The 23,589-nt window shown below is 68.5% G+C and carries 24 protein-coding genes; 8 read left to right on the forward strand and 16 right to left on the reverse strand.

Annotated elements, in window-relative coordinates:
- Positions 1–103 precede the first annotated feature (103 nt).
- Genes ACLBV5_RS12505 through mnhG form a run of 6 tightly spaced genes read left to right on the forward strand, consistent with a single transcriptional unit; the run spans position 104 to position 6,191 of the window.
- On the forward strand, positions 104–3,058 hold the full coding sequence (locus ACLBV5_RS12505) for a monovalent cation/H+ antiporter subunit A (RefSeq protein ID WP_134582136.1): 2,955 nt from the start codon (positions 104–106) through the stop codon (positions 3,056–3,058).
- Positions 3,055–3,399, forward strand: a complete 345-nt coding sequence (locus ACLBV5_RS12510) for a Na+/H+ antiporter subunit C (protein WP_025976955.1) — start codon at positions 3,055–3,057, stop codon at positions 3,397–3,399. Before ACLBV5_RS12505 ends, ACLBV5_RS12510 begins: the two co-directional genes overlap by 4 nt.
- Positions 3,396–4,991, forward strand: a complete 1,596-nt coding sequence (locus ACLBV5_RS12515; RefSeq protein WP_447605869.1) for a monovalent cation/H+ antiporter subunit D — start codon at positions 3,396–3,398, stop codon at positions 4,989–4,991. Before ACLBV5_RS12510 ends, ACLBV5_RS12515 begins: the two co-directional genes overlap by 4 nt.
- Positions 4,988–5,485 carry a Na+/H+ antiporter subunit E gene (locus tag ACLBV5_RS12520; protein WP_134582139.1) on the forward strand — a complete coding sequence of 166 codons (498 nt, stop codon included), beginning with the start codon at positions 4,988–4,990 and terminating at the stop codon, positions 5,483–5,485. Before ACLBV5_RS12515 ends, ACLBV5_RS12520 begins: the two co-directional genes overlap by 4 nt.
- Entirely contained in the window at positions 5,482–5,763 is a 282-nt protein-coding gene (locus ACLBV5_RS12525; protein WP_134582140.1) for a K+/H+ antiporter subunit F, read from the forward strand. Before ACLBV5_RS12520 ends, ACLBV5_RS12525 begins: the two co-directional genes overlap by 4 nt.
- Positions 5,760–6,191: a monovalent cation/H(+) antiporter subunit G gene (mnhG, locus tag ACLBV5_RS12530; RefSeq protein ID WP_025976951.1), complete on the forward strand. Its 432-nt coding sequence runs from the start codon at positions 5,760–5,762 to the stop codon at positions 6,189–6,191. The genes ACLBV5_RS12525 and mnhG overlap by 4 nt, the downstream gene beginning before the upstream one ends.
- Here mnhG and ACLBV5_RS12535 read toward each other — a convergent pair.
- The 5 genes from ACLBV5_RS12535 to ACLBV5_RS12555 all read right to left on the reverse strand — a co-directional run bounded on the left by ACLBV5_RS12535 (position 6,151) and on the right by ACLBV5_RS12555 (position 9,664).
- The gene (locus ACLBV5_RS12535) at positions 6,151–6,447 is read right to left on the reverse strand and encodes an HPr family phosphocarrier protein (protein ID WP_134582141.1); all 297 of its coding nucleotides are present in this window, start codon (positions 6,445–6,447) and stop codon (positions 6,151–6,153) included. The two genes, mnhG and ACLBV5_RS12535, sit on opposite strands and share 41 nt — an antisense overlap.
- On the reverse strand, positions 6,444–6,848 hold the full coding sequence (locus ACLBV5_RS12540; RefSeq protein WP_025976949.1) for a PTS sugar transporter subunit IIA: 405 nt from the start codon (positions 6,846–6,848) through the stop codon (positions 6,444–6,446). Before ACLBV5_RS12540 ends, ACLBV5_RS12535 begins: the two co-directional genes overlap by 4 nt.
- Positions 6,849–6,925: 77 nt before the next feature.
- Positions 6,926–7,381 (reverse strand): HPr kinase/phosphorylase, encoded by a 456-nt coding sequence (locus tag ACLBV5_RS12545; RefSeq protein ID WP_447605870.1) that lies wholly within the window; start codon positions 7,379–7,381, stop codon positions 6,926–6,928.
- Positions 7,378–8,988: an ATP-binding protein gene (locus ACLBV5_RS12550; RefSeq protein ID WP_025976947.1), complete on the reverse strand. Its 1,611-nt coding sequence runs from the start codon at positions 8,986–8,988 to the stop codon at positions 7,378–7,380. The genes ACLBV5_RS12545 and ACLBV5_RS12550 overlap by 4 nt, the downstream gene beginning before the upstream one ends.
- On the reverse strand, positions 8,957–9,664 hold the full coding sequence (locus tag ACLBV5_RS12555; RefSeq protein ID WP_134582144.1) for a response regulator transcription factor: 708 nt from the start codon (positions 9,662–9,664) through the stop codon (positions 8,957–8,959). Before ACLBV5_RS12555 ends, ACLBV5_RS12550 begins: the two co-directional genes overlap by 32 nt.
- Before the next feature lie 209 nt (positions 9,665–9,873).
- Here ACLBV5_RS12555 and ACLBV5_RS12560 point away from each other — a divergent pair, with 209 nt between their 5' ends.
- A complete protein-coding gene (locus ACLBV5_RS12560) occupies positions 9,874–11,598 on the forward strand; it encodes a hypothetical protein (protein WP_447605871.1) in 1,725 nt (574 codons plus the stop codon).
- 9 nt (positions 11,599–11,607) lie between these two features.
- On the opposite strand, the gene ACLBV5_RS12565 is transcribed toward ACLBV5_RS12560, so the two are convergent.
- The 10 genes from ACLBV5_RS12565 to nepR form a co-directional block, all read right to left on the reverse strand.
- Positions 11,608–11,958, reverse strand: coding sequence for a TFIIB-type zinc ribbon-containing protein (locus tag ACLBV5_RS12565; protein WP_253122807.1), 351 nt, complete (start codon positions 11,956–11,958; stop codon positions 11,608–11,610).
- A 145-nt stretch (positions 11,959–12,103) separates the two neighbouring features.
- On the reverse strand, positions 12,104–13,327 hold the full coding sequence (locus ACLBV5_RS12570) for an NAD(P)/FAD-dependent oxidoreductase (RefSeq protein ID WP_447605872.1): 1,224 nt from the start codon (positions 13,325–13,327) through the stop codon (positions 12,104–12,106).
- Positions 13,328–13,365: 38 nt separating this feature from the next.
- On the reverse strand, positions 13,366–13,674 hold the full coding sequence (locus ACLBV5_RS12575; protein ID WP_278070232.1) for a GNAT family N-acetyltransferase: 309 nt from the start codon (positions 13,672–13,674) through the stop codon (positions 13,366–13,368).
- 31 nt (positions 13,675–13,705) lie between these two features.
- A complete protein-coding gene (gene polA / locus ACLBV5_RS12580; protein WP_447605873.1) occupies positions 13,706–16,600 on the reverse strand; it encodes a DNA polymerase I in 2,895 nt (964 codons plus the stop codon).
- 185 nt (positions 16,601–16,785) lie between these two features.
- Positions 16,786–17,841 carry a GTPase ObgE gene (gene obgE / locus ACLBV5_RS12585; RefSeq protein WP_447605874.1) on the reverse strand — a complete coding sequence of 352 codons (1,056 nt, stop codon included), beginning with the start codon at positions 17,839–17,841 and terminating at the stop codon, positions 16,786–16,788.
- A gap of 48 nt (positions 17,842–17,889) precedes the next feature.
- Positions 17,890–19,008, reverse strand: a complete 1,119-nt coding sequence (ald, locus tag ACLBV5_RS12590; protein ID WP_447605875.1) for an alanine dehydrogenase — start codon at positions 19,006–19,008, stop codon at positions 17,890–17,892.
- A 139-nt stretch (positions 19,009–19,147) separates the two neighbouring features.
- Positions 19,148–19,285 (reverse strand): entericidin A/B family lipoprotein, encoded by a 138-nt coding sequence (locus ACLBV5_RS12595; protein ID WP_025976938.1) that lies wholly within the window; start codon positions 19,283–19,285, stop codon positions 19,148–19,150.
- Positions 19,286–19,332: 47 nt separating this feature from the next.
- On the reverse strand, positions 19,333–21,018 hold the full coding sequence (gene phyK, locus ACLBV5_RS12600; RefSeq protein ID WP_447605876.1) for a sensor histidine kinase PhyK: 1,686 nt from the start codon (positions 21,016–21,018) through the stop codon (positions 19,333–19,335).
- An 80-nt stretch (positions 21,019–21,098) separates the two neighbouring features.
- Positions 21,099–21,710, reverse strand: coding sequence for a sigma-70 family RNA polymerase sigma factor (locus ACLBV5_RS12605; protein WP_447605877.1), 612 nt, complete (start codon positions 21,708–21,710; stop codon positions 21,099–21,101).
- Positions 21,707–21,913, reverse strand: a complete 207-nt coding sequence (nepR, locus tag ACLBV5_RS12610) for an anti-sigma T factor NepR (RefSeq protein WP_025976935.1) — start codon at positions 21,911–21,913, stop codon at positions 21,707–21,709. The genes ACLBV5_RS12605 and nepR overlap by 4 nt, the downstream gene beginning before the upstream one ends.
- A 198-nt stretch (positions 21,914–22,111) precedes the next feature.
- On the opposite strand from nepR, the gene phyR reads away from it, so the two are divergent.
- Positions 22,112–22,903, forward strand: a complete 792-nt coding sequence (phyR, locus tag ACLBV5_RS12615) for an anti-anti sigma factor/receiver protein PhyR (protein ID WP_134582151.1) — start codon at positions 22,112–22,114, stop codon at positions 22,901–22,903.
- 70 nt (positions 22,904–22,973) lie between these two features.
- On the opposite strand, the gene ACLBV5_RS12620 is transcribed toward phyR, so the two are convergent.
- Positions 22,974–23,279 carry a hypothetical protein gene (locus tag ACLBV5_RS12620; protein ID WP_253122818.1) on the reverse strand — a complete coding sequence of 102 codons (306 nt, stop codon included), beginning with the start codon at positions 23,277–23,279 and terminating at the stop codon, positions 22,974–22,976.
- Positions 23,280–23,589 lie beyond the last annotated feature (310 nt).

The following is a 23,589-nucleotide window of genomic DNA, read 5'->3' on the forward strand; positions in this document are numbered from 1 at the left end:
CGTCGCTTTGACGCAAGGGCGTCATTTCCCTTAGGAAAAAGTCTGGCAAAACGAAAAGGCGCGATCCGCAGTCTTTCGGGCGCCGTCCCACAACCTATCGGAGATGATCGACACGCCCGTGCCAGCCAGCTTCCTCCTGCTCGTCATTCTCGTCCTGCCCTTCATCGGGGCCATGATCGCCTCGGGGCTGCCGCGTCACGCGCGGACCTCTGCGGCCATTCTGTCGTGGATCATCGCCCTGATCAGCGTCGGCTGTCTGGCGGTGCTCTGGCCGCGGTTCCAGGACGGGGAGGTGTTGAAGCTGACGCTGGCGTGGCTGCCGTCCCTGGGGGTGAACCTTACGATTCGCCTGGACGGCCTGTCATGGGTGTTCAGCGCCCTGATCCTGGGGATCGGCGCGCTCGTGGTGCTTTATGCGCGCTACTACATGTCGCCGAAGGACCCGGTGCCGCGCTTCTTCTCCTTCCTGCTGGCCTTCATGGGCGCGATGCAGGGCGTGGTGCTGTCGGGCAATCTGATTCAGCTGGTGGTGTTCTGGGAGCTGACCAGCCTCTTTTCCTTCCTGTTGATCGGCTACTGGCACCAGAATGCCTCGGCGCGCGAGGGCGCCCGGATGGCGCTGACCATCACGGCCACCGGCGGGGTGGCCCTGCTGGTCGGCATGATCCTGATCGGCCGCATCGTCGGCAGCTATGAGCTGGACGCCGTCATCGCCGCGCGCGACGTCATCCTGGCCAGTCCGATCTACCCGGTCGCCCTGGGGTTGATCCTGATCGGGGCCCTGACCAAGAGCGCCCAGTTCCCGTTCCACATCTGGCTGCCGCGCGCGATGGCGGCCCCGACGCCGGTCAGCGCCTATCTGCACTCGGCGACGATGGTGAAGGCGGGCGTCTTCCTGCTGATGCGGTTCTGGCCCGTCTTCGGCGAGACCGAGATGTGGTATTTCGTGGTCGGCGGCCTGGGCCTGACGACCCTGCTGGTCGGCGCCTGGTGCGCCATTTTCCAGCACGACCTGAAGGGCCTGCTGGCCTATTCGACCATCAGCCACCTGGGCCTGATCTGCCTGCTGCTGGGCCTGGGATCGGACCTGGGCGCCATCGCGGCCATCTTTCACACCATCAACCACGCCACCTTCAAGGCCTCGCTGTTCATGGCGGCGGGCATCATCGACCACGAGGCCGGGTCGCGCGACATGCGCAAGCTCAGCGGTCTGATCCGCTTCATGCCGATCACCGCCACCCTGGCCATGGTCGCCGCCGCCGCCATGGCGGGCGTGCCCCTGCTGAACGGTTTCCTGTCCAAGGAGATGTTCCTGGCCGAGGCCCTGGCCAGCACCCAGACCTCGGCGCTGAACCAGGCCCTGCCGGTGCTGGCGACCCTGGCGAGCGCCTTCAGCGTCTTGTATTCGCTGCGCTTCATCCACACGACCTTCTTCGGGCCGCCGTCGACTGAGCTGGACCGCGTCCCGCACGAGCCGCCCGGCTGGATGCGGCGTCCGGTCGAGGTGCTGGTGGCCCTGTGTCTGCTGGTCGGGGTCTTCCCGGCGGTCACCGTCGGCCCCTTCCTGCGCAGCGCGGCCGTGACCATGCTCGGCTTCGACCTGCCCTATTACAGCCTGGCCCTGTGGCACGGCTTCAACCTGCCGCTGCTGCTCAGCGTCATCGCCATGGCGGGCGGCATCGGCCTCTATGTCGTCTTCGGCAAGGCGCTGAACGCCAATCCGCGCGGCGGTCCCTGGGGCATGAAGCGGCTGAACGGCGGCTATCTGTTCGAGCGCTCCCAGGTCATGTTGATGGACCTGTCGCAATGGATCGTGCGCCACCTGGGCGCGCAGCGCCTGCAGCCGCAGCTGCGCCTGATCCTGCTGACGGCCTTGCTGTCGGGTGCCGTGGCGGCGGCGGGCGGCTTCGTGTTGACCTGGCCCGAGTTCCGCGTGCCCCAAGCGCACAACCTGGCCTTCGCCGCCCTGTGGCTGGCGGGGGGCGCCTGCGCCCTGGCCGCCGCCTGGCAGGCCAAATACCATCGCTTGGCGGCCGTCATCCTGATGGGCGGGGCGGGGCTGGCCAGCTGTCTGACCTTCGTCTGGCTGTCGGCGCCGGATCTGGCCCTGACGCAGCTTGTGGTCGAGGTGGTGACGACGGTGCTGCTGCTGCTGGGCTTGCGTTGGCTGCCCAAGCGGCTGGCCGAAATCCATGTCCCTGAGTCGGAGCGGCGCCGCGCGCTTTGGCGCCGTCGTCTGGACCGGGGCATCGCCATCTTCGCCGGGGCGGGCGTGGCGCTGATCTCCTGGGCCGTCATGGTGCGCCCGCCGGTCGAGGGCGTGTCGCGCTTCTTTATCGAGAAGGCCTATGAGGAGGCCGGCGGCCGCAACGTCGTCAACGTCATTCTGGTCGACTTCCGCGCCTTCGACACCTTCGGCGAGATCACCGTCCTGGGCGTGGTCGGCTTGACGGTGCTGGCCTTGCTGCGCCGCTTCCGGCCGGCCAGCGACAGCCTGTCCCAGCCGATACAAAAGCGCGTTCAGGACGCGTCTGACCGCGCCCGCGAGGGTCGCAGCGAGGGCGACACCCTCAGCGACACCATGATGATCCCCGGCGTGGTGATGCGCTGGCTCTTCCCCTTCATCATCCTTCTGGCGGTGCACCTGTTCCTGCGCGGGCATGACCTGCCGGGCGGGGGCTTCGCGGCGGGGGTGGCGCTGTCGATCGCCTTTATCCTGCAATATATGGCGTCCGGCGCCCGCTGGGTGGAGGAACGGCTGGAGATCCGCCCGATCATCTGGATCGGCGTCGGCCTGCTGATTGCGGCGGCCAGCGGCGCCGTGGGATGGATCTTCGACCAGCCCTTCCTGACCTCCTATTTCCAATACGCCGACCTGCCGCTGCTGGGCCGCGTCCCTCTGGCCAGCGCCGTCCTGTTCGACCTGGGCGTAGTGGTCCTGGTCGTGGGCGCTACCGTGCTGATCCTGGTCGCCCTGGCGCACCAGTCGCTGCGCCGCGCGCGCATTGAGGAGGCCGAGGCCGAAGCGGACGCCGAGCAGAAGGGAGGGGCGCAATGACCCAGATCGTCCTGGCCCTGGCCATCGGCGTGCTGACCGCCTCGGGGGTGTGGCTGATGCTGCGCCCGCGCACCTTCCAGGTGATCATCGGCCTGTCGCTGGTCTCCTATGCGGTCAATCTGTTCATCTTCTCCATGGGTCGGCTGCGTTCCGGCGCGGCGGCCTTCACCCGCGAGGGCGCCGAGGACCCGGCCCTCTACGCCGATCCGACGCCCCAGGCCCTGGTGCTGACGGCCATCGTCATCAGCTTCGCCCTGACGGCCCTGTTCCTGGTGGTGCTGCTCGCCTCGCGCGGCGAGACCGGCAGCGACCATGTCGACGGCCAGGAGGCGCCCGAATGACCGATTGGCAGGAACATCTGATCATCGGGCCGATCGTGCTGCCGATGGTCATCGCGGCGGCCATGCTGCTGTTCGACGAGCGCCGCCGCCTGCTGAAGGGCGGCCTGAGCCTGTTCGCCATGGCCGCCATCCTGGCCATGGCCCTGGCCCTGCTGCACGAAAGCGCGACCGGGGCGGCGGGCGGGGGCGACACCGCCCGCGTCTACCAACTGGGCGACTGGCCGGCGCCGTTCGGCATCGTTCTGGTGGCTGATCGTCTGTCGACGCTGATGGTGGCCCTGACCAGCGTGCTGGGCGCCTGCTCCATGATCTTCGCCCTGGCGCGGTGGGACCGGGCCGGGCCCCGTTTCCACGCCCTGTTCCTGCTGCTGGTCATGGGCGTCAACGGGGCCTTCCTGACCGGCGACCTGTTCAACCTGTTTGTCTTCTTCGAGATCATGCTGGCGGCCTCCTATGGCCTGGCCCTGCATGGTTCGGGCGAGGCGCGGATCCGCGCGGGCCTGGCCTACATCGCCGTCAACCTGACGGCGTCCATGCTGTTCCTGATCGGGGTCAGCCTGATCTACGGCGTGACCGGCACCCTCAACATGGCCGATCTGGCCGTGCGTATTCCCCAGATCGCCGCGGCCGACCGCGGGCTGTTCCACGTCGGGGCGGCGATCCTGGGCGTGGCCTTCCTGACCAAGTGCGCCATGTGGCCGTTGGGCTTCTGGCTGACCACCACCTATTCGGCGGCCAGCGCGCCGGCGGCGGCCGTCTTCGCCATTCTGTCCAAGGTCGGCGCCTATGTGATCATCCGCCTCAGCTTCCTGCTGTTCGCGCCCGACAGCGGCGCCTCGGCCGGGTTCGGCCAGTTGTGGATCCTGCTGGGCGGGTTGGCGACCATCGGCTTCGGCACGGCAGGCATGATCGCGGCGCGCGACCTGTCGATCGCGGCGGCCTACGCCGTCATCGTCTCTTCGGGCACGGTGCTGGCGGCGGTCGGGACGGGCAACGCCGATGTCCTGGGCGGGGCGGTCTTCTATCTGGTCGGCTCGACCCTGGCCTGCGGCGCCCTTTTCATGCTGGCCGAGGTCCTGAACAGGGGCCAGGACCTGGGCGCCCGCTCGGGCCGCGCCGTCTTCGACGATGAATATTTCGACCCCTTTGACGACGAAGAGCGCAATGAGCCAGGTCTGGTCATTCCCGCGGCGGTGGCGGCTTTGGGCGGAGCCTTCCTGATCTCGACCCTGATGATCGCGGGCCTGCCGCCGCTGGCGGGCTTCATCGGCAAGCTGGCCATGATGGAGGCCCTGTCGGGCCTGGGCGGCTGGGCCGGCTATGGGGTGATCATAGCCCTGTCGCTCGCCTCGCTGGGCGCCCTGATCGGTCTGACGCGGCTGGGCATGGCGGCGCTGTGGGCGCGAGACGACGACGCCGAACCGGCGATCGTGGTCGGCGCCGCCGAGGGCGTGGCCATTGCGGGCCTGCTGGCGGCCTGCCTGTTTCTGGCGGTCTTCGGCGAGGCGGGCTTCGCCTATGCCGACCACACGGCCGACTGGCTGGTGCGGCCTGACGCCTATGTCCGCGCAGTGCTGGGAGGCGGCGCATGATCCGGGCGGTTCTGCCTCACCCCATACTGTCGCTGGGGCTGTTCGGGGCCTCCCTGCTGCTCAGCGGCTCGACGGCGGCGCCGTCGCTCGCCCTCGCGCTGCTGATGGCCCTGGCGGCGCCGCAGATCATGCGCGTTCTGGATGTTGAGCCGGTGCGGCTTAAAAAGCCGCTGACCCTGCTGAGCTTCGCCGCAGTCGTCGCCTGGGATATCGTTCGCTCGAACTGGGAGGTGGCTCTGGTGGTGCTGGGGCTGAACGCCTCGCGCGACAGCCGCGTCTCGGGCTTCGTCCATATTCCGCTGGAGATGCGCGACCGCTATGGCCTGGCGGTCCTGGCGGTGGTCATCACCAGCACGCCGGGCACCATCTGGGTCGAATATGAGGACGCGACCGGCGTGCTTCTGCTGCATATCCTCGATCTGCAGGACGGCGACGACTGGGCGGAGCGCATCAAGAACCGTTATGAGCGCCGCCTGATGGAGATCTTCGAATGAGCGGCGCCGTCTTCTACTGGGCGCTGGTTTTGGCGCAGTTGTTCCTGGCGGCCGCCGGCCTGATCGGCGTGTGGCGCATCGCCAAGGGCCCGCGCGCCCAGGACCGCATCCTGGGTCTCGACACGCTTTACCAGGCGGGCATGTTGTTGGTCGTCGCCTTCGGCGTGCGGACGGGCACCCAGCAGTACTTCTATGCGGCCGTAATCATTGGAATGCTGGGCTTCACCTCCTCGGTCGCCCTCGCCAAATTCCTGATGCGCGGCGAGGTGATCGAATGAGCGGTTTTCCGGCCAATGTCCCGGCCTGGGCGGCCCTGCTGGCGGCGGGCCTGGTGCTGTTCGGCGCCGGCCTGACCTTCATCGGCGCGCTTGGCCTCGTGCGGCTGCAGACCTTCTATGAGCGGGTTCACGCCCCGACCTTGGGGGCGACGCTGGGCATGTTCCTGGTCTTGTGCGGCTCGGTGATCTATTTCACGGGGGCCGAGGGGCGCTTCATGCCCGTCGAACTGCTGGCGGCGGTCTTCTTCACGGCGACGACGCCGGTGACGCTGATCATCCTGGCTCGCGCCGCCCTGTTCCGCGACCGGACGGATCGATCCGGCGACGGCGTGCGCGTGCCGCTGGAGGGCGAGTGCGCGGGCGTCGTCCGCACGCCTCCTGACCTGGTTACTGGTCCTCGTCGAAGCGACGCGCCACAAGATCGATGAGAGCCGCCACGGCCTGGGGCGCGTCGCGCCCTTCGGCCTTCACCTCGACATCGCAGCCGATCCCGGCGCCGAGCATCAGCAGGCCCATGATCGAGCGCGCGTCCACGCTAACCCCGTCGCGCGTGACGTGAATCTCGGATTCGAACTCCGAGGCCAGTTTGACGAACTTGGCCGAGGCGCGAGCATGCAGGCCGCGCTGATTGCAGATGTTCAGGGTCGCCGTGGCGATGGCGGCTGGATCGGCGGCGTCGCTCATTTTTCGCCCGCCAGCACCCAGGAAGCGACCGAGATGTATTTGCGCCCGGCGTCCTGAGCATGGGCCACGCAGGCCTCCAGGCTTTCGCGGCCGCGCACGCTGGCCAGCTTGATCAGCATGGGCAGGTTCAGCCCGGCGATCACCTCGGCGCCGGTCTGTTCCATGACCGAGATGGCCAGATTGGACGGGGTGCCGCCGAACATGTCGGTCAGCAGGATGACGCCCTCGCCCTCATTGACGGCTGCGGCGGCGTCGACGATGTCGCGGCGGCGCCGCTCCATGTCGTCCTCGGGGCCGATGCAGATGGCGGCGACGCCGCGTTGCGGTCCCACCACATGCTCCATCGCCGACAGGAATTCAGAGGCCAGGCCCCCGTGGGTGACGATCACCAGCCCGATCATATAGGCTTCACCAAAGACATCCCCAGCCCGCCTTCGCGAGCGACAAGCCTTGTTTCATAGGGCAATCGCGGCTCGGATCAAAGAGCGGGCGGCGCCATCTCCGAAACAGCGTTAAGGGCGGCCGCCGCGACGGCCGCCGCCGAGGCCGGCCGCGGATCCAGATCGAGCTGAGGCAGGAGCACGCCCTCGATGACCCGCCATGTCGGCTGGGGCAGGCGCTCGACCGGCTCGCGCGTCAGGCGCAGGGCCAGGGCCAGCCGGGTCGAGGGGCGAAAAGGCCGGCTGACGATGCCGACGCCGCGCACCTCCATCCGCCCGGCGATGGTGTCGGGAACAGTGGCGTAAAGCGCGCCGCGACAGGCGAAGACCTCCACCCAGTCGTCGCCGACCAGCCGCCATCCGTTCTGCATCAGCCGCAGCGCCAGGTCGCTCTTGCCTGCGCCGGACGGCCCCTGGATCAGCACGCCGCGCCATCCCTTAGACGTGCGGGCGGCGACGACGCTGGCGTGGACAGGCTGGCGGGCAGGGGTCATGCGCGTTTGCCGACGGCGGGCAGGCTGACTTCAAAGCGGGCGCCCAGAACGGACCCGTCTTCGCCCTTGCGGTTTTCGGCGCGGACCCGGCCGCCGTGGGCGTCGACGATCTGGCGGACGATGGACAGGCCCAGACCCGAGTTGGCGCCGAAGGCCGTGCCCTTGGGCCGCGAGGTGTAGAAGCGCTCGAACACCGTCTCCAGGTTTTCAGCCGGGATGCCCGGGCCGTCGTCGTCGATGCGGATGCGCAGGGGCAGGTCGGCCGGGCTGTCGTCGCGATACAGGCTCACACGAACCTCGCCGCCGGCGGGGCTGAACGAGCGGGCGTTGTCGATCAGGTTGCGGAACACCTGGCCCAGAGGCACGTCGCGGCCCATGACGCGGGCGTTGTCGGTCGCCGTGACGAGCCGAACAGCCGGTTCGTCCGGCTTCCGACCGGCCTCATAGACGCCGATGATGTCGCCCAGCAGATCGTTCAGGTCGATGGCGCGCGGCCGGTCGCGCGACAGTTCGGCGTCCAGGCGCGAGGCGTTGGAGATGTCGGTGATCAACCGATCCAGACGCCGCACGTCCTGTTGCAGCAGATTGGTCAGACGCGCGCGCTGCTCGTCCGTCTTGACCAGCGGCAGGGTCTCCAGAGCCGAGCGGATCGACGTCAGCGGGTTCTTGATCTCGTGGCTGACGTCAGCCGCGAAGCGTTCGATGGCGTCCATCCGGGTCGACAGGGTGTCGGTCATCGACTCCAGGGCGCGGGCCAAATCGCCGATCTCGTCCTTGCGGTCTTCCAGATCGGGCAGGGAGATGGCGCGGGCGCGTTGCAGGCGCACCTGGTCCGCCGCCGCCGACAGCCGCATGACCGGCCGGGCCACGAACAGGTGCAGCACCAGGGACGCCAGCAGGTTCACCGCCAGGGCCACCAGGGCGAAGGGCATCAGAGCCCGCCGCTGGGCGTCCAGGGTGGCGTTGACGTCGCCGGCCTCCAGCGTCAGCACGCCCAGAACCTGTTGCACATGGCGGACGGGCAGGGAGACGGAGACGACCCGCTCGCCCTCCTCGTTACGGCGCAGGGAGGCCTGGGGCGCGCCGGTCAGAGCCCTCTCGACTTCGGCCGACAGCTCGGCGTTGGCCCGGGCCAGACGCGCCGTCTCGCGCGGCGATGGTTCGGCGGGGGCCAGAGCCGTTCCCGCGGGGTGGGCGGGCGGCAGGGGCGCGCCCGGAATGGTGTCGCTGACCCGGAAGGAGTCGGACACCTCGATCCCGTCGATGTCGAAGAGGCGGGCGCGCTGCCCGGCCGGAATGAAGTTGTCGCGCAACCACAGGGCGGCCGCCCGATCATCCAGCATGGGATAGGGGTCGCCCTGGGTGATGCCCAGTTCGCCCAGAACGTTGGCCAGAAGCTCGGCCTGAACGCCGAGGGATTCCTGACGCGCCTCGATCAGCCCTCGCCGCCATTCGTTCAGCAGCAAGGCGCCGCCGAACAGGATCAGCAGGCTGAGAAGATTGAGAGCCAGGATGAATCCGCCCAGGCGCGATCCGCCGAAGCGGAATCGGCGCCGCGCCCGGACGGTTTCAGGTTCAGCTCTCGCGGTAGCGGTATCCGACGCCATACAGGGTCTCGATAGCGTCGAACTCAGGGTCGACCATGCGGAACTTCTTTCGCATCCGTTTCACATGGCTGTCGATGGTGCGGTCGTCGACATAGACCTGATCGTCATAGGCGGCGTCCATCAGATTGTCGCGACTCTTCACGAAGCCGGGGCGCTGGGCCAGGGCCTGAAGCAGCAGGAACTCGGTGACGGTCAGCTTCACCGGCTTGCCGTCCCAGGTCGATTCGTGGCGCGCCGGGTCCATCGACAGCTTGCCGCGCTTGATCGCCTTGCCGGCTTCGGCGGCGGCCGGGTCGATGGGGTCCAGACCTTCGACGCCGGCGCGGCGCAGCAGGGCCTTCACCCGCTCGATCAGCAGGCGCTGGCTGAAGGGCTTGTGGATGTAGTCGTCGGCGCCGAGGTTGAAGCCGAGGATTTCGTCGATCTCCTCGTCCTTGGACGTCAGCATGATGACCGGCAGGCTGGAGGTCTGGCGCAGGCGGCGCAGCACTTCCATGCCGTCCATGCGCGGCATCTTCACGTCCAGGATCGCCAGGTCCGGCGGGGTGGTCTCCAGCGCTTCCAGGCCCGAGGCGCCGTCGTGATAGGCGGTCACCGTGTGGCCATGGCTTTCCAGAGCCAGGGAGACGGAGGCGACGATATTCTCGTCGTCGTCGACCAGAGTGATGTTGGCCAAGGGCTTCTCCTTAGTGCGGGCGGGGAACGTCCGGTCCGCCGTCGTCTGCACAACGCACGGCAAGCGTAACTGTTCTACTCGATCGTGGTGACTTTACGTTCACACAAAATGGAGCGCGTCGTCGCGGCTTTCAACCGCTGGAGACGAAAGCGAAACCCGAACTTAAGCTTGGGGCCGCAGGATAAGCGTCTGTGCTTGCGAAGGGCGTCATGGCCGGACCTGTTCATTACGAAATCTACATCCGCCGCACGGCGCCGGCCGACTGGTCCCTGCATCAGGCCGTGGAGGACCGGCGTCAGGCCGTCGACGCCGCCGAGGCGCTGTTGCGCGACCGTGAGGCGGTCGCCGTGCGCGTCACCAAGGAGACGCTGGACCCCGACACGATGGAGTTCGCCAGCGTCATCATCCTGACGCGCGGCGCGCCGGAACTGTCGCGCAAGCGTCCGCCCGCCGTCGACCAGCGCGGCCCGGCCTGTCGCGGCGTCGGCGACCTGTACGCCCCCCATGCGCGCGAGACCCTTGGCCGCGTGTTGGAGGACTGGCTGAACCGGCAGGGCGCGACGGCCTTCGAACTGCTGCACCGGCCCGACCTGGCCGAGCGGCTGGAGGCCTCTGGGGTCGAGCTTCAGCACGCGATCCAGAAGGTCGCCGTGCCCGAGGCGCAGGCCATCCCGGGTCAGTCGGTGCACGACCTGATGCGCCACTATCAGCGCCTGGCCGAACAGGCGATCGAGCGGCTGCTGACCGCCGGGCGCAAGAAGCAGTTTCCCAGCTTCGAGGATCGGCCGGTCGCGGCGACGGCTCTGGCGCTTCAGGGCGCGGCGGACCGGGCCTTCGTCATGGGCGGGGCGGTGGCGGGCGCCCTGCGCGGCCTGCCGGGCGCGCGGGCGCGGGTCGAGCGGCTGATGGACATCTGCGATCAGGCCCCGGCAGAAGGCGCGCCGCGCGCCCTCGTTCTGGTGCCGGTGGAGCAGATTCTTTGCGAGCTTTTGGGGTCGCGTCACGGCCTGGCTCAGGTGCTCGGGCCGGGGCTGGATCAGGGCGCCAGCCTGGCGGCGGTGGTGCGCATGGCCGCCCCGCGCGAGGTGGACGCCGTCCTGGCGCAGGATGCGCGCCTCAGCCTGCTGGCCCCGCCGATCGAGGGGCCGGTACGGCGTCTGGGCGAGCGGCTGGCGGCGGGCGAGTTTCCCCTGCTGGCCGCCTCCCTGGCGCGCATGGTGCTGCGCGAACTGATGAGCCAGCGCCGCCTGCGCCCCGGCGACGCGGTCGGCGAGATCGAGATCCTGCGCGTCCTGGCCATGGCGCTGACGGCCACGGCGGGGCGTCTGCTGACGCTGGAAGAGGTGCAGACCGCCTTTATCGAGCGGTCCAAGGCGCTGGTCGCGGCAGACTTCGTCGCCGCCTATGTCAAGGATTGCGCCAGCGTCCTGTCCGAGGCGGAGCGGCTGACGCGCCTATGCGAAAACGTCACCGGCGGCGCCAACAAGCGGGCGGCCGCGCGCTGGCTGGACGCCTGCGTCGTCTCCCTGCGGTTTGAGACCGAAATGCGGGCCCGCACGCCCGGCGCGACGCCGCCCGGGCAGCGGCTGATGGCCCTGGCCGAGCTTCAGCGCGGCGTGCGCAAGGCCGGATTGTCCGAGCGTGAGACGCAAGGGGTGGTCGAAGCCCTCGGCGCCGTTGGCGGCGCGATCGAGGCCGACGCCCGGCTGACGGCGCAACTGGCCCGCGCGCCGGCCCCGGTCCCGCAGAAGCTGGCGGTGCTGCTGCGTCTGGCGGCGGGCGAGACGGGCCCCAGCGGGCCGGTCGCCGAGCGCGCCCGCGCCGAGGCGGTGCGCCTCATGCGCGCGCCGGACGCCCGCGCCGCCCTCAGCGCCGAGCCGCAGGCGCTTCAGGCTCTGCGCCCGCTGATGCAGGCTGCGGGGCTGGCGGCCTAAATCGACGGCTCAGTCGAAGATGTCGAAGATATCCAGACGCTTCTTCTTCTTGCGGTACTGATAGTCGTCGTCGCGGCGGCGGTCGTGGTCGTAGCGGTCGTCGCGTTGACGCGGCGGCTCGCGATAGGTCGGCTGGCCGCCCCAGGGTTGTTGGGACGGTTGCGGCGGCGGCGCATAGGCCTGGGGCGCGGGCGCGGGCGCGGCGGCGCGGCCCTCGTCGCCGGCGGCGGCCATCAGCTTCTCCAGTTCGCCGCGATCCAGCCAGACGCCGCGACAGGTCGGACACATGTCGAACTGGACGCCATGGCGGTCCAGCGTCTGCATCGGCGCATTGTCGTTCGGGCACATCAACAGGGGCATCGTCATCCTCTTTCGTCGTTAAAAGCGGTCCGACATCACGCCGCCGAAGCGCCGCCAGAGGGGCCCGTCCCGCTACCTGAAAGAGGTAGGGCGCGTCCGCGCGCGCGACAACGCGCCGCGTCGCCGCAGGCTCTGTTTCACCGGCTCAGCAGCTCTGACCCGCGGCCCAGCCCGACGACCAGGCCCACTGGAAGTTGTAGCCGCCCAGCCAGCCGGTCACGTCCGCCACTTCGCCGATGAAGAACAGGCCGGGGATGGTCTTGGCCTCCATCGTCTGTTGGTCCAGGGCGGCGGTGTCGACCCCGCCCAGCGTCACTTCGGCGGTGCGATAGCCTTCGGATCCGACCGGCTTGACCGTCCAGGCGTTGACCGCCTCGGCCAGGGCCCGCAACTTCTTGTCGCCGACTTCCGCCAGTTTGCCCGACAGGTTTTCGCGCGCGCACAGGGCCTCGGCCAGACGGCGCGGCACGACATGGCCGACGGCCGTGTGGACCGCCTGCTTGCCATTCTCGGTCTTGGCGGCCAGAATTTCAGCCGCTGCGTCGCGATCGGGGGCCAGGTCGACGGTGATCGCCTCGCCCTCGCGCCAGTAGGTGCTGATCTGCAGGATGGACGGCCCCGACAGGCCGCGATGGGTGAACAGCAGGCCTTCGCGGAAGACGGTCTCCTTGGCCGGGCGGCCGGGGCCGGCCTCCTTGGGCGCCTTGTGGCGCACCACCGCGTCGACCGACACGCCCGCCAGCGGCTTGAGCTGCTCCAGCAGGCCGGGCTCGAACGTCAGTGGAACCAGCGCGGGGCGGGTGTCGGTGACGCGCAGGCCGAAGCGCCGCGCGATCTCATAGCCCCAGCCGGTTGCCCCCATCTTGGGAATGGACTTGCCGCCGCTGGCCACGACCAGCGACGCCGCCGTCACGCGCGATCCGTCGTCCAGATCGACCTGAAACCGCTCGCCCGCGCGCTCCACCGTTTTGACGCCGACGCCCAGCGACAGGGTGACGCCCGCCGCCTTCATCTCGTCCGTCAGCATGCGGATGATCTGTTTGGCGCTGTCGTCGCAGAACAGCTGGCCCAGGGTCTTCTCGTGCCAGGCGATGCCGTGGCGGTCGACCATCTTGATGAAGTCGTGCTGGGTGAAGCGCCGCAGGGCCGACAGGGCGAAGCGCGGGTTTTCGCCCAGAAAATTGGCGCCGCTCGTCCCCAGATTGGTGAAGTTGCAGCGGCCGCCGCCCGAGATGCGGATCTTTTCGCCGGGGGCGCGGGCGTGATCGATCACGCGCACGCGACGGCCGCGCTTGCCCGCCTCGATGGCGCACATCATGCCGGCCGCGCCGGCGCCGACGATCAGGACGTCGATGTCTGAACACTTCATCGCCCCGCCCTAGCAGGGGATCGCGCGCGAAGCGACCGTCAGAGGCCCAGCATGGCTCGATAGGTCGGATGCACCTGATCGGCGTATTCCGGGTGCTTCTTCAGATAGCTGGAGAAGAAGGTGCAGGTCGGCAGGATCAGCAGACCCTTGTCTTTCAGATCGGCCAGGACGTGCTTTGCCATGCGGCTGGCGATGCCGCGCCCTTCCAGTGGGACGGGCACGAGGGTCTCGGTGATCAGCCGCCCGCCCGCGACCGGGTTGTAGATGACCACGGCGGTCTCGCCGTCGACCTCCAGCTCGTAACGCTTGGCGTCTTCGTTGTCGCGGATTTCGGGGTCCAGGCTCATGTCGTGATCCTTGCTTGAAAGCCAATGGGTTTTAGTGCGCGCCGTCCCAGTTCAGGGCCGCCTTGGCCTCGACATCCAGCGGCACGCTCAGATCGACGACAGGCAGGGCGGCGCCTTCCATGATGCGGCGGATGATGGCGATGGCGCGGTCGGCCTCGGCCTCGGGGGCCTCGAACACCAGTTCGTCGTGGACCTGCAGCAGCATGCGGGTTTGCAGACCCGCCTCGGCCAGGGCGCCGGGCATGCGGATCATGGCGCGGCGGATGATGTCGGCGGCGGCGCCCTGGATCGGGGCGTTGATGGCCGCGCGCTCGCCGAACTGGCGCTCGGCGCCGGACTTGGAGTGGATGGCCGGGATGTGGATGCGCCGCCCGAAGACGGTGGTGACGAAGCCCTGCGCCTTCACCAGCGCCTTGGTCCTGTCCATGTAGGCGCGGATGCCGGGGAAGCGCTCGAAATAGGTCTTGATGTAGGCGCCGGCCTCGCCCTGGTCGATGCCCAGCTGGGCGGCCAGGCCGAAGGCGCTGATGCCGTAGATGATGCCGAAGTTGATGGCCTTGGCCCGGCGGCGCGTCTCGCTGGGCATGCCCTCGACCGGCACGCCGAACATCTCGGACGCGGTCGCCGCATGGATGTCGAGGCCGCTCTTGAAGGCGCGCTTCAGCTCGGGGATGTCGCCGATGTGGGCCAGAAGGCGCAGCTCGATCTGGCTGTAGTCGGCGCTGATCAGCACATTGCCCGGCGAGGCGATGAAGGCCTGGCGGATCTGCCGGCCGGTCTCGGTGCGGATCGGGATGTTCTGCAGGTTGGGATCGGACGAGGCCAGGCGCCCCGTCGTCGCCGCCGCCAACTGATAGGAGGTGTGGACCCGGTTCGTCTGCGGGTCCATCGCCGCCACCAGGGCGTCGGTATAGGTGCCCTTTAGCTTGGACAGCTGGCGCCAGTCCAGGATGGTGCGGGGCAGGGCCTGCGTCTGGGCCAGCTCCTCCAGCACGCTGGCGTCGGTGCCCCACTGGCCGCTGGCGGTCTTCTTGCCGCCCGGCAGGTTCATCTCGCCGAACAGGATCTCGCCGATCTGGCGCGGGCTGCCGACGTTGAACGGGCGGCCGGCCAGTTTGTGCGCCTCTTCCTCCAGCTCGGCCATGCGCTGGCCGAAGGTCGAGGACAGGGAGCGCAGACGATCCGGATCGACGCGAACGCCGGCCCGCTCCATGTCGGCCAGAACGGCGGGCATGCCGCGCTCCAGCGTCTCATAGACGCTCGACAGCCCCTCGGCCGCCAGGCGCGGCTTCAGCAGGCGATGCAGGCGCAGGGTCACGTCGGCGTCCTCGGCGGCGTAACAGACGGCCGACTTCATCTCCACGTGCTTGAAGCTCTTCTGGCTCTTGCCGGTCCCGGCCACGCTCTTGAAGGTCATCGGCTCGTGGCCGAGGTGCAGCCGCGCCAGCTCGTCCATGCCGTGGCCGTGCAGGCCCCCCTCCAGCACGTAGGAGATCAGCATCACGTCGTCGATCGGGGCGACGCGCACGCCGCGCCGGGCCATGACGGCGAGGTCGTATTTGATGTTCTGGCCGACCTTCAGCACCGATGGGTCTTCCAGCAGCGCCTTCAGCCGGGCCAGGGCCGTCGGCTTGTCGATCTGCTGCAGGGGCGGGCGCGCGTCGCCGCCGTCGCCGAAGTCCAAGCCGCCGTCGCCGGTCGGCTCATGTTCGTGCGTCAGGGGGATGTAGCACGCGTCGTTGGGCCCCACGGCCAGAGACACCCCGCACAGTCCGGCGTGGGTCGAGGACAGGGCGTCCGTCTCGGTGTCGAAGCCGACCACGCCCGCCGCCTTGGCCCGCGCGATCCAGCGGTCGAGGTCTTCCAGCGTCTGCACGCATTCATAGCGATCATGATCGATCGCCTGGGGCTCGGCCGGGGCGGCGACTTCGGTCTGGCCATAGCGCGGCGTAGCCACCGGGACGCTTGGCTGGCGCGCGAAAGTCGAGCCTTCCTTCTGCGGCGCCTTGCCGTCGCCGACGCGGCGGGCCAGCGATCTGAACTCCATCATCTCCAGGAAGGCGGACAAGGTCTGCGGGTCCGGGTCGCGGATGACGAAGTCGTCGATCGGTTCGGGAATCGGCGCGTCGCAGGTCAGCTTGACCAGTTCGCGCGACAGGCGGATCTGATCGGCGAAGTTGATCAGGGTCTCGCGGCGCTTGGGCTGCTTGATCTCGCCGGCCCGGGCCAGGAGGGTATCGAGGTCGCCGTACTCGTGGATCAACTGGGCCGCCGTCTTGGGGCCGATGCCGGGGGCGCCGGGCACGTTGTCGACGCTGTCGCCGATCAGGGCCTGGACCTCGACCACCTTGTCGGGCGTGACGCCGAATTTTTCAAACACGGCTTCTTCGTCCAGGCGGCGATCTTTCATCGGGTCGTACATGACCACGCCGCCCCCGATCAGCTGCATCAGATCCTTGTCGGAGCTGACGATCACCGCCTCGCCGCCCGCGTCGCGCGCCTGGCAGGCGTAGGTGGCGATCAGGTCATCGGCCTCGTAGCCGGCCATCTCGACGCAGTGGACGCCGAAGGCCTTGGTGGCCTCGCGCACCAGGGGGAACTGCGGGACCAGATCCTCGGGCGCCGGGGGACGGTGGGCCTTGTATTGATCATATAGATCGTTGCGGAAGGTCTTCTCCGAATGGTCGAAGACGGCGACCAGGTGCGTCGGCCCGTCCTCGCCCTTCATGTCGCGGATCAGCTTCCACAGCATGTTGCAGTAGCCCTGCACCGCGCCCACGGGCAGGCCGTCCGACTTGCGGGTCAGCGGGGGCAGGGCGTGGTAGGCGCGGAAGATGTAGGCCGAGGCGTCGATCATCCACAGCCGCAAGGGCGGCCCGTCTTGAGTGAGGGGGCGGGCGGGGATTTCGGCGGTCGCGTCGGTCATGGCGCGAACATAGGGGGCGGAAGGCGCGGCGTCATCCGGCCTTAGCTTTCCTCCCCATGCAATGGGGAGGGGACCGCGTAGCGGTGGAGGGGCTTTGCCACAGCGTAACCAAGCAGCCCCTCCGTCACGGACGCTATCGCGTCCGCGCCACCTCCCCATTTGCATGGGGAGGAGAGCTCCCGCGCTTACGGCTGCCAGCCGCCCGGCGTTTCGGGAATGATGTCCGCGCCCTCGTCGGTGACCTCGCCGCGGGTCAGTTTGACCTCGGCCCAGGCGGCGCGCAGCAGTTCGGTCACGCCCTCGCCTGAGACGCCGGACACCAGCATCGGGCGACGGCCCGCGACCGCCTCCAGCGCCGCCGCCTTCTCCTCACGAGCCTCGGGCGTCAGGGCGTCGATCTTGTTCAGAGCCAGGATCTCGGTCTTGTCGGCCAGGCCTTCGCCATAGGCCTCCAGCTCGCCGCGGATGATGCGATAGGCCTCGACCACGTCGTCCTGCGTGCCGTCGATCAGGTGGATCAGGCTGGCCGAGCGCTCGACGTGGCCCAGGAAACGCGTGCCCAGGCCTGCGCCCTCGCTGGCGCCTTCGATCAGGCCGGGGATGTCGGCGATGACGAAGCGTTCCGACGGGCTCAGGTCCACCATGCCCAGGTTCGGCGTCAGGGTGGTGAAGGGATAGTCCGCCACCTTGGGCCGCGCCGCCGAGACGGCCGACAGGAAGGTCGACTTGCCGGCGTTGGGCAGGCCGGCCAGACCGATGTCGGCGATCAGCTTCAGCCGCAGCCAGATCCAGCGCTCCTGGCCTTCCTGGCCGGGGTTGGCGTGGCGCGGCGCCTGGTTGACCGGCCCCTTGAAGCGGGTGTTGCCCCAGCCGCCGTTGCCGCCGGACAGCAGCTTCACCTTCATGCCCGGCTCGTCCAGGTCGACGAGCACGGTCTCCTTGTCCTCGTCCAGCACCTGGGTGCCGACGGGGACGCGCAGGACCACGTCCTCGCCCTTGGCGCCGTGCATCTGGCGGCCCTGGCCGTGGTGGCCGGTCTGGGCCTTGAAATGCTGCTGGTAGCGGAAGTCGATCAGGGTGTTCAGCCCATCGGCCGCCTCGACCCAGACGTCGCCGCCCTTGCCGCCGTCGCCGCCGTCCGGGCCGCCGTTGGGAATGAACTTTTCGCGACGGAACGAGACGGAGCCCGCGCCGCCGTTGCCGGAGCGAATGTAGATCTTGGCCTGGTCGAGGAACTTCATGGGCGCCTTATGGCCTAGAAGCGCGGCGAATTACAGGCGGGTGCGATCTTAGCCGCGCGCCCAGACGCCGAAGGGGTCGCGCCACGACAGGCCCAGCGCCTTGCCGACCGCCGGATGGGTGACCTCGCCCTTCAGCACGTTCAGACCGCGGGCCAGGTGCGGATCGGCGCGCAGGGCCTCCAGTCCCCGGTCCGCCAGGGCCAGGCCATAGGGCAGGGTGGCGTTGGTGAGCGCCTCGGAACTGGTACGCGGCACGGCGCCGGGCATGTTGCCGACGCAATAGTGAATGATGTCGTCGACCACATAGGTCGGATCATCGTGGGTGGTCGGGCGCGAAGTCTCGAAACAGCCGCCCTGGTCGATGGCGACGTCGATCAGGACGCTGTCCTTCTTCATCGACGACAACTGGTCCCGGCGCACGAGGGTCGGAGCTTCTGCGCCCGGCGTCAGAACGGCGCCGATCACCACATCGGCCTTGGGCAGTTCCTCCTCGATGGCGTGCAGCGAGGAATAGCGGGTGATGACGCGCCCGCCGGTCACTTCGTCGATATGACGCATCCGGGGGATGGAGCGCTCCAGCACCACCACCTCGGCGCCCAGACCGACGGCCATGCGCGCGGCGTTCAGCCCCACGACGCCGCCGCCCAGCACCAGCACCCGCGCGGGCGCCACGCCGGGCACGCCGCAGAACAACAGCCCCATCCCGCCCTTGTGCTTCAACAGGGTCTCGGCCGCCGAAAAGACCGCGATCCGTCCGGCCACCTCGGACATGGGCGCCAGCAGAGGCAGCCCTCCATTGGCGTCCGTCACCGTCTCATAGGCGATGGCGGCGCAGCCCGAGGCCAGCAGGGCCTTCGTCTGTTCGGGATCGGGCGCCAGATGCAGATAGGCGAACAGGATGTGGTCCGGCTTCAGCAGGGGGAACTCGGCGGGCTGAAGCTCCTTGACCTTCACGATCATGTCGCTGTCGGCGAAGACGGCCGCGGCGTCGGGGGCGATGCGCGCGCCCGCCTTCTCGTAGTCGGCGTCGGTAAAGCCCGCGCCCAGACCGGCTCCGGTCTCCAGCAGGACGGTATGGCCGTGGGCGACGTATTCGCCGGCGGCGGCTGGCGTCAGGCCGACGCGATGTTCATTGGTCTTGGTTTCTCGGGGGGAGCCGACGCGCATTTTTCTTTCACTGTCCTGACCCCTGCGTGGGGCGCGCGGACGCTAAACAAGCAGGCCATGCGGTGCCAGCGAAAAATAAAACCCCGCGGACACAAATGTCCGCGGGGCGAAAACTCCGGCCCGATGAGGGCTGGAGCGCTTAGTTCTTGGCGTCGCGAGCGGCGCCTTCGACCGCCTGGCCAGCGGCCTGGGTGTCCTTGCCGACGCCCTGAATGGTGTTGCAGGCGGCGGTGGTCAAAGCAGCGGCGGCGACGGCCAGAATGATGATCTTGCGCATAGGAGGCTCCTGTTGGTTCGGGCTCCGCGCCCGTCCTCCATACAACGCTACGCTTGGGGCGGGGTTCCGCTGAGACGAAAGGCTGCGACCTCTCGCACCTGGGCTGCGTCGCGGGCTTCGGGCGTGACGAAGGTCAGCCGCGCGATTGAGCCGCCGCCCGGCGCGGGAATGATCCGGGCCTCGCCGCGTAGTTGCTTGGCGAAGGCCATCATCAGAGTGCGGCCGACGCCCGCCTCGACGGCGTCGTCCAGTCCGGGGCCGTCGTCCTCGACCTCCAGCACACTGGTGTCGCCATCGACCTTGAAGCGCACCTTCAGCTCGCCGCCGCGGCCAGCGAAGGCGTGTTTCTGGGCGTTGGACACGGCTTCGACCAGCCACAGGGCCAGGGGCGCCAACTTGTCCGGGTCGATGATCAGCGGGTCGGCTTCGATGGACGTCGTCACCAGGGGGCCGCGCACCGCTTCCCCGGCGATGAGCTGGCCGACCAGTTCGCGCAGGAAGGTGTCGGCGTCGGCCTCGCGAATGTCCTCGCTCTGGTAGAGGACGCGATAGATCTGGGCCAGGGCGGTGATGCGCTGTCGCGTGTCGCCCAGCGCCGCCCGCGCGCCCAGATCGGTCACCGCCCGTTGCTGCATGGACAGCAGGGACGAGATGATCTGCAGATTGTTTTTCACCCGGTGGTGGATTTCGCGCAGCAGGGCGTCCTTCTCCTCCAGCGCATCCAGAATATCCCGGTCGCGACGGGTGATGGTCTCGCCCAGCTGGCCCAGGGTGCGGGCCAGGGTGCGGATTTCGGCCGGGGCGTGCTCGGCCTGGACCGGGCGAATGGAGAAACGTCCTCGCGCATAGATGGCGGCCACCCGTTCCAGATAATCCAGCCAGCGCACCACGATCCGCTCGGACAGCAGCATGACGGCGGCAAAGGCGGTCAGCCACGCCGCCAGCGGCAGCAACAGGGTGCCGAACGGGTTCAGCCGCGCCCAGGACAGCAGTCCCGGCGCCGGCGCCGACAGCAGGACGAAGACATCCTGCCCAGCCAGAGGCGCGCCTCCATAGACATTGCGTCGTCCCTGGGCGTCGCGCGCTTCGAACATGACGACGGCGTCGGCGCGCGCCCGGTCCGTCCAGCCGTTCGCCTCGGCCGCGCGTTTCAGCGCGAACGGCCGCGGATCAGTGGCGATCAGAATGTTTCCGGCGCCATCCGTCAGCGCCGCCTCCGACCCGGCGGGCAAGGCGGGATCGCGGATGTCCGGCTGGAGCACGCTCAGCGGCACCGTGGCCGCCATCGCGCCTTGAAAGGCGCCCATCGGGCGTTCCCAACGGACGGCGACGATCAGGGATTCGCCGTCGGCCGAACGCTGCATCACCACGTCTTCGCCGCGCTTCAGGCGCTGGTGCCAGGTATCCGCCGACACGTTTTGTTTCGTCTGCGCCTCGCTCTCGCTGCGCGAGGCGCAGACCGGCGCGCCCGTGGCGCTGTAGCGCGCCAGGCTGGTGATCCCCTCCATCCGCGCAGCGAGGGCGGTAAGGCGAGCCTCGCAAAAGAAGCCGCCCCCTTCCGGCGTCAGAGCCTGCAGCAGCACCACGGTCGAGCTGATCCGGGCCTTGGCGTCCGAGGCGCTGCGTTCGGCCGCCAGCTGCAGGTCGAGCCGGCGCTCCTGCTCCTGCTTGCGGAACTCGGCCTCGGTCTGGATCACGCCGAGCAGCAGTATGGGCAGCAGGCCCAGGGCCATGGCCAAGCCCAGGCGGAATCGGATGCCCTGGACGCGACGGCGCCCGAGCTTGCGGCCCAGAACCCGGCCGACACGCACCGCTATTTGCGCCCGGCGCCGCTTAATCTGTCCGCGTCGGCCAGGATCGAGCGCATGGCGTCGCCCGCCGATTGGCCGTCGCGCGCATAACCGCCGCGCTCCAGCGTGGCCTGCAGGGCCTTGCGCGCGCGCGACACCCGGCTCTTCACTGTGCCGACGGCGCATTGGCAGATTTCCGCGGCTTCTTCATAGGCGAAGCCGCCCGCGCCCACCAGGATCAGGGCCTCGCGCTGTTCTTCCGGCAGCGACTTCAGCGCCTGACGCAGTTCGTCCAGCGCCACCGGCGCCTCGGGGTCGTCTACGGCGATCAAGGTGCGTTCGGCGGCTTCCTGGTCCAGCTGGGTCTGACGCCACGAGCGGCGCTTTTCAGAATAGAACTGGTTGCGCAGGATCATGAAGGTCCAGGCCTTCATGTTGGTGCCCATCTGATAGCTGGCGCGGGCGTCCCACGCTTTCATCATGGCTTCCTGAGCCAGATCGTCGGCGGCCGTCGGGTCGCCGGTCAAGGTCCGGGCGAAGGCCCGCAGATGAGGGATCAGGGTGACGAGTTCAGCTTTGAACGCGTTGTCGTCTGATGACGAGGGCCGGGCGGCGGGGGTGGTGGTGGTGGTCACTGCCCCTCCTTGGCGGATGCGCCCTGATCGGCGCGGCGAAGGATTTCCAGAAATTCGTCCGGCACGGGCTCGTTGACGACTTCGTCGAACATATGGCGCAGCTTAACGCCGATGGCCTGTTGACGCAGACGGACCTCTTCGAGATCGCGTTCGTCCGAGTTGGACCCGCTGATACGCGCGGGGGTGTCCTTAGGTTCAATCATGGAGTTTCCGGCCGCCGCCCAAGCCTTGTGAAGTCGTTCATAGAGACGCAAAACGCCGCCTCTCCAATAGAGTTCCTACGCCGTTGCTATTTTATGCTCAAGCTGGACGAAGCCCACGGAACCGTGGCGTCTCTGATACGTTAAGGTCCGTCTAAGCCCGTCTCGTCAGTGGAGGCGGGCGCAGTCGGGGATCTACATATGAGCCTTTTGGCCAGACTTGCGCCGCATCTGCCCTATGTTCGCCGTTACGCGCGCGCCCTTACCGGCGATCAAAGCACGGGCGACAACTATGTCCGCGTCGCGCTTGAAGCCCTGGCGGCGGGCGAGCGTCAGCTGCCTGCCGACATGACGCCGCGGGTGGCGCTCTACCACGTCTTCCATACCATCTGGTCGAGCACCGGGGCCCAGCTGGAAAGCGGCGGCGTCTCCGAAGCCGACGACGCTTCTCGTCGGCTGATGCGCATCGCGCCCCAGTCGCGACAAGCGTTCCTGTTGACCGCGCTGGAAGGCTTTACGCCGTCCGAGGCCGCCCAGATTTTGGCCGTCGATCCGCGCACGGTCGAGCGCCTGATCTCTGAAGCTCAGTCCGACATCGACGCCGAGTTGGCCACCGACGTATTGATCATCGAGGACGAGGCCATCATCTCGGCCGACATCGAAAGCCTGGTGAAGGAGTTGGGCCACCGGGTCACCGGCACCGCCACCACCCACGACGAGGCCGTGGACGCCGTTTCGCGTCACGCGCCGGGACTGGTTCTGGCGGATATCCAACTGGCGGACGGCTCTTCGGGCATTGACGCGGTCAAGGACATCCTGCGCAAGTTCGATGTTCCGGTCATCTTCATCACCGCCTTCCCGGAGCGGCTGCTGACCGGGGAACGGCCCGAGCCGACCTTCCTGATCACCAAGCCCTTCCAGCCGGAAACGGTGAAGGCGGCGATCAGCCAGGCGCTGTTCTTCCATCCCTCGCGCCAGAAGGCGGCCGCCTGATCCACGGCGGCGCCCCCGACGCCTTTTTAGGGGCTCCGCTGCTGCGGAGCCCCTTTTTGCTGGTGCAAGATCAGGCGGCGGGAGAGGCGTCGACCGGCGGCGGCGCCGCTTCCGGGCCGGCGCTGCGGGCGGTGCGGTCGGCATCCACGACCGGCGGCGGTTCAGGCGTCATGCTGGCCTCCTCGGAGGTTCGACGCAGGCCGGCGTTGTTGACGGCCCATATGCCCAACAGCAACACGGCGGCCGCCCCCGCCGATACGATCAGCAGCATCAGGATGCGACGCCCGCCGCGGCCCTGGCGCACATATTGGGCCTCCACGGGGTGGTGAGTCTCTACGGCGTCGGCCGAGTGCGAATGCGGGTCTTGATGGCTCATGGGCTCGCCTCCTTGTCGCGGTTTGAGAACCTGTAGGGCGAACGTCGCCGTCGCTCGGCCGTTCCTTCGACGCCGGGACGCGAGCCCGTCGCCCAGGTCGGGAACCGAGTCGCAAGTCCGTCGTTATTCGATCGCCGAGGGCTATTCCCCCGGGCCGACCTGACCGTCGGTCTTCGCCCTCGCCTCATTCTCGATGATGCGACTCCTGGCGGATCCTCAAAAAGGGTCCGCCTTCTTTTTTGCTTGGCGGGCATGCGTCTGTGTTCGGCGGCTTGCTCTGCCAGCGGGAGGCGCCACTATGGGTCCTGAA

Source organism: Brevundimonas sp. M1A4_2e, assembly GCF_053345555.1.

Coding starts and splice junctions, on each gene's coding strand:
- ACLBV5_RS12620 (WP_253122818.1), bottom strand. CDS start 23,279: ATGAGCCATCAAGACCCGCATTCGCACTCGGCCGACGCCGTAGAGACT.
- ACLBV5_RS12595 (WP_025976938.1), bottom strand. CDS start 19,285: ATGCGCAAGATCATCATTCTGGCCGTCGCCGCCGCTGCTTTGACCACC.
- ACLBV5_RS12565 (WP_253122807.1), bottom strand. CDS start 11,958: ATGCCCCTGTTGATGTGCCCGAACGACAATGCGCCGATGCAGACGCTG.
- ACLBV5_RS12520 (WP_134582139.1), top strand. CDS start 4,988: ATGATCCGGGCGGTTCTGCCTCACCCCATACTGTCGCTGGGGCTGTTC.
- nepR (WP_025976935.1), bottom strand. CDS start 21,913: ATGATTGAACCTAAGGACACCCCCGCGCGTATCAGCGGGTCCAACTCG.
- ACLBV5_RS12515 (WP_447605869.1), top strand. CDS start 3,396: ATGACCGATTGGCAGGAACATCTGATCATCGGGCCGATCGTGCTGCCG.
- mnhG (WP_025976951.1), top strand. CDS start 5,760: ATGAGCGGTTTTCCGGCCAATGTCCCGGCCTGGGCGGCCCTGCTGGCG.
- phyR (WP_134582151.1), top strand. CDS start 22,112: ATGAGCCTTTTGGCCAGACTTGCGCCGCATCTGCCCTATGTTCGCCGT.
- ACLBV5_RS12525 (WP_134582140.1), top strand. CDS start 5,482: ATGAGCGGCGCCGTCTTCTACTGGGCGCTGGTTTTGGCGCAGTTGTTC.
- ACLBV5_RS12505 (WP_134582136.1), top strand. CDS start 104: ATGATCGACACGCCCGTGCCAGCCAGCTTCCTCCTGCTCGTCATTCTC.
- obgE (WP_447605874.1), bottom strand. CDS start 17,841: ATGAAGTTCCTCGACCAGGCCAAGATCTACATTCGCTCCGGCAACGGC.
- ACLBV5_RS12510 (WP_025976955.1), top strand. CDS start 3,055: ATGACCCAGATCGTCCTGGCCCTGGCCATCGGCGTGCTGACCGCCTCG.
- polA (WP_447605873.1), bottom strand. CDS start 16,600: ATGACCGACGCGACCGCCGAAATCCCCGCCCGCCCCCTCACTCAAGAC.
- phyK (WP_447605876.1), bottom strand. CDS start 21,018: ATGGCCCTGGGCCTGCTGCCCATACTGCTGCTCGGCGTGATCCAGACC.
- ACLBV5_RS12550 (WP_025976947.1), bottom strand. CDS start 8,988: ATGGCGTCGGATACCGCTACCGCGAGAGCTGAACCTGAAACCGTCCGG.
- ACLBV5_RS12535 (WP_134582141.1), bottom strand. CDS start 6,447: ATGAGCGACGCCGCCGATCCAGCCGCCATCGCCACGGCGACCCTGAAC.
- ACLBV5_RS12540 (WP_025976949.1), bottom strand. CDS start 6,848: ATGATCGGGCTGGTGATCGTCACCCACGGGGGCCTGGCCTCTGAATTC.
- ald (WP_447605875.1), bottom strand. CDS start 19,008: ATGCGCGTCGGCTCCCCCCGAGAAACCAAGACCAATGAACATCGCGTC.
- ACLBV5_RS12560 (WP_447605871.1), top strand. CDS start 9,874: ATGGCCGGACCTGTTCATTACGAAATCTACATCCGCCGCACGGCGCCG.
- ACLBV5_RS12575 (WP_278070232.1), bottom strand. CDS start 13,674: ATGAGCCTGGACCCCGAAATCCGCGACAACGAAGACGCCAAGCGTTAC.
- ACLBV5_RS12545 (WP_447605870.1), bottom strand. CDS start 7,381: ATGACCCCTGCCCGCCAGCCTGTCCACGCCAGCGTCGTCGCCGCCCGC.
- ACLBV5_RS12570 (WP_447605872.1), bottom strand. CDS start 13,327: ATGAAGTGTTCAGACATCGACGTCCTGATCGTCGGCGCCGGCGCGGCC.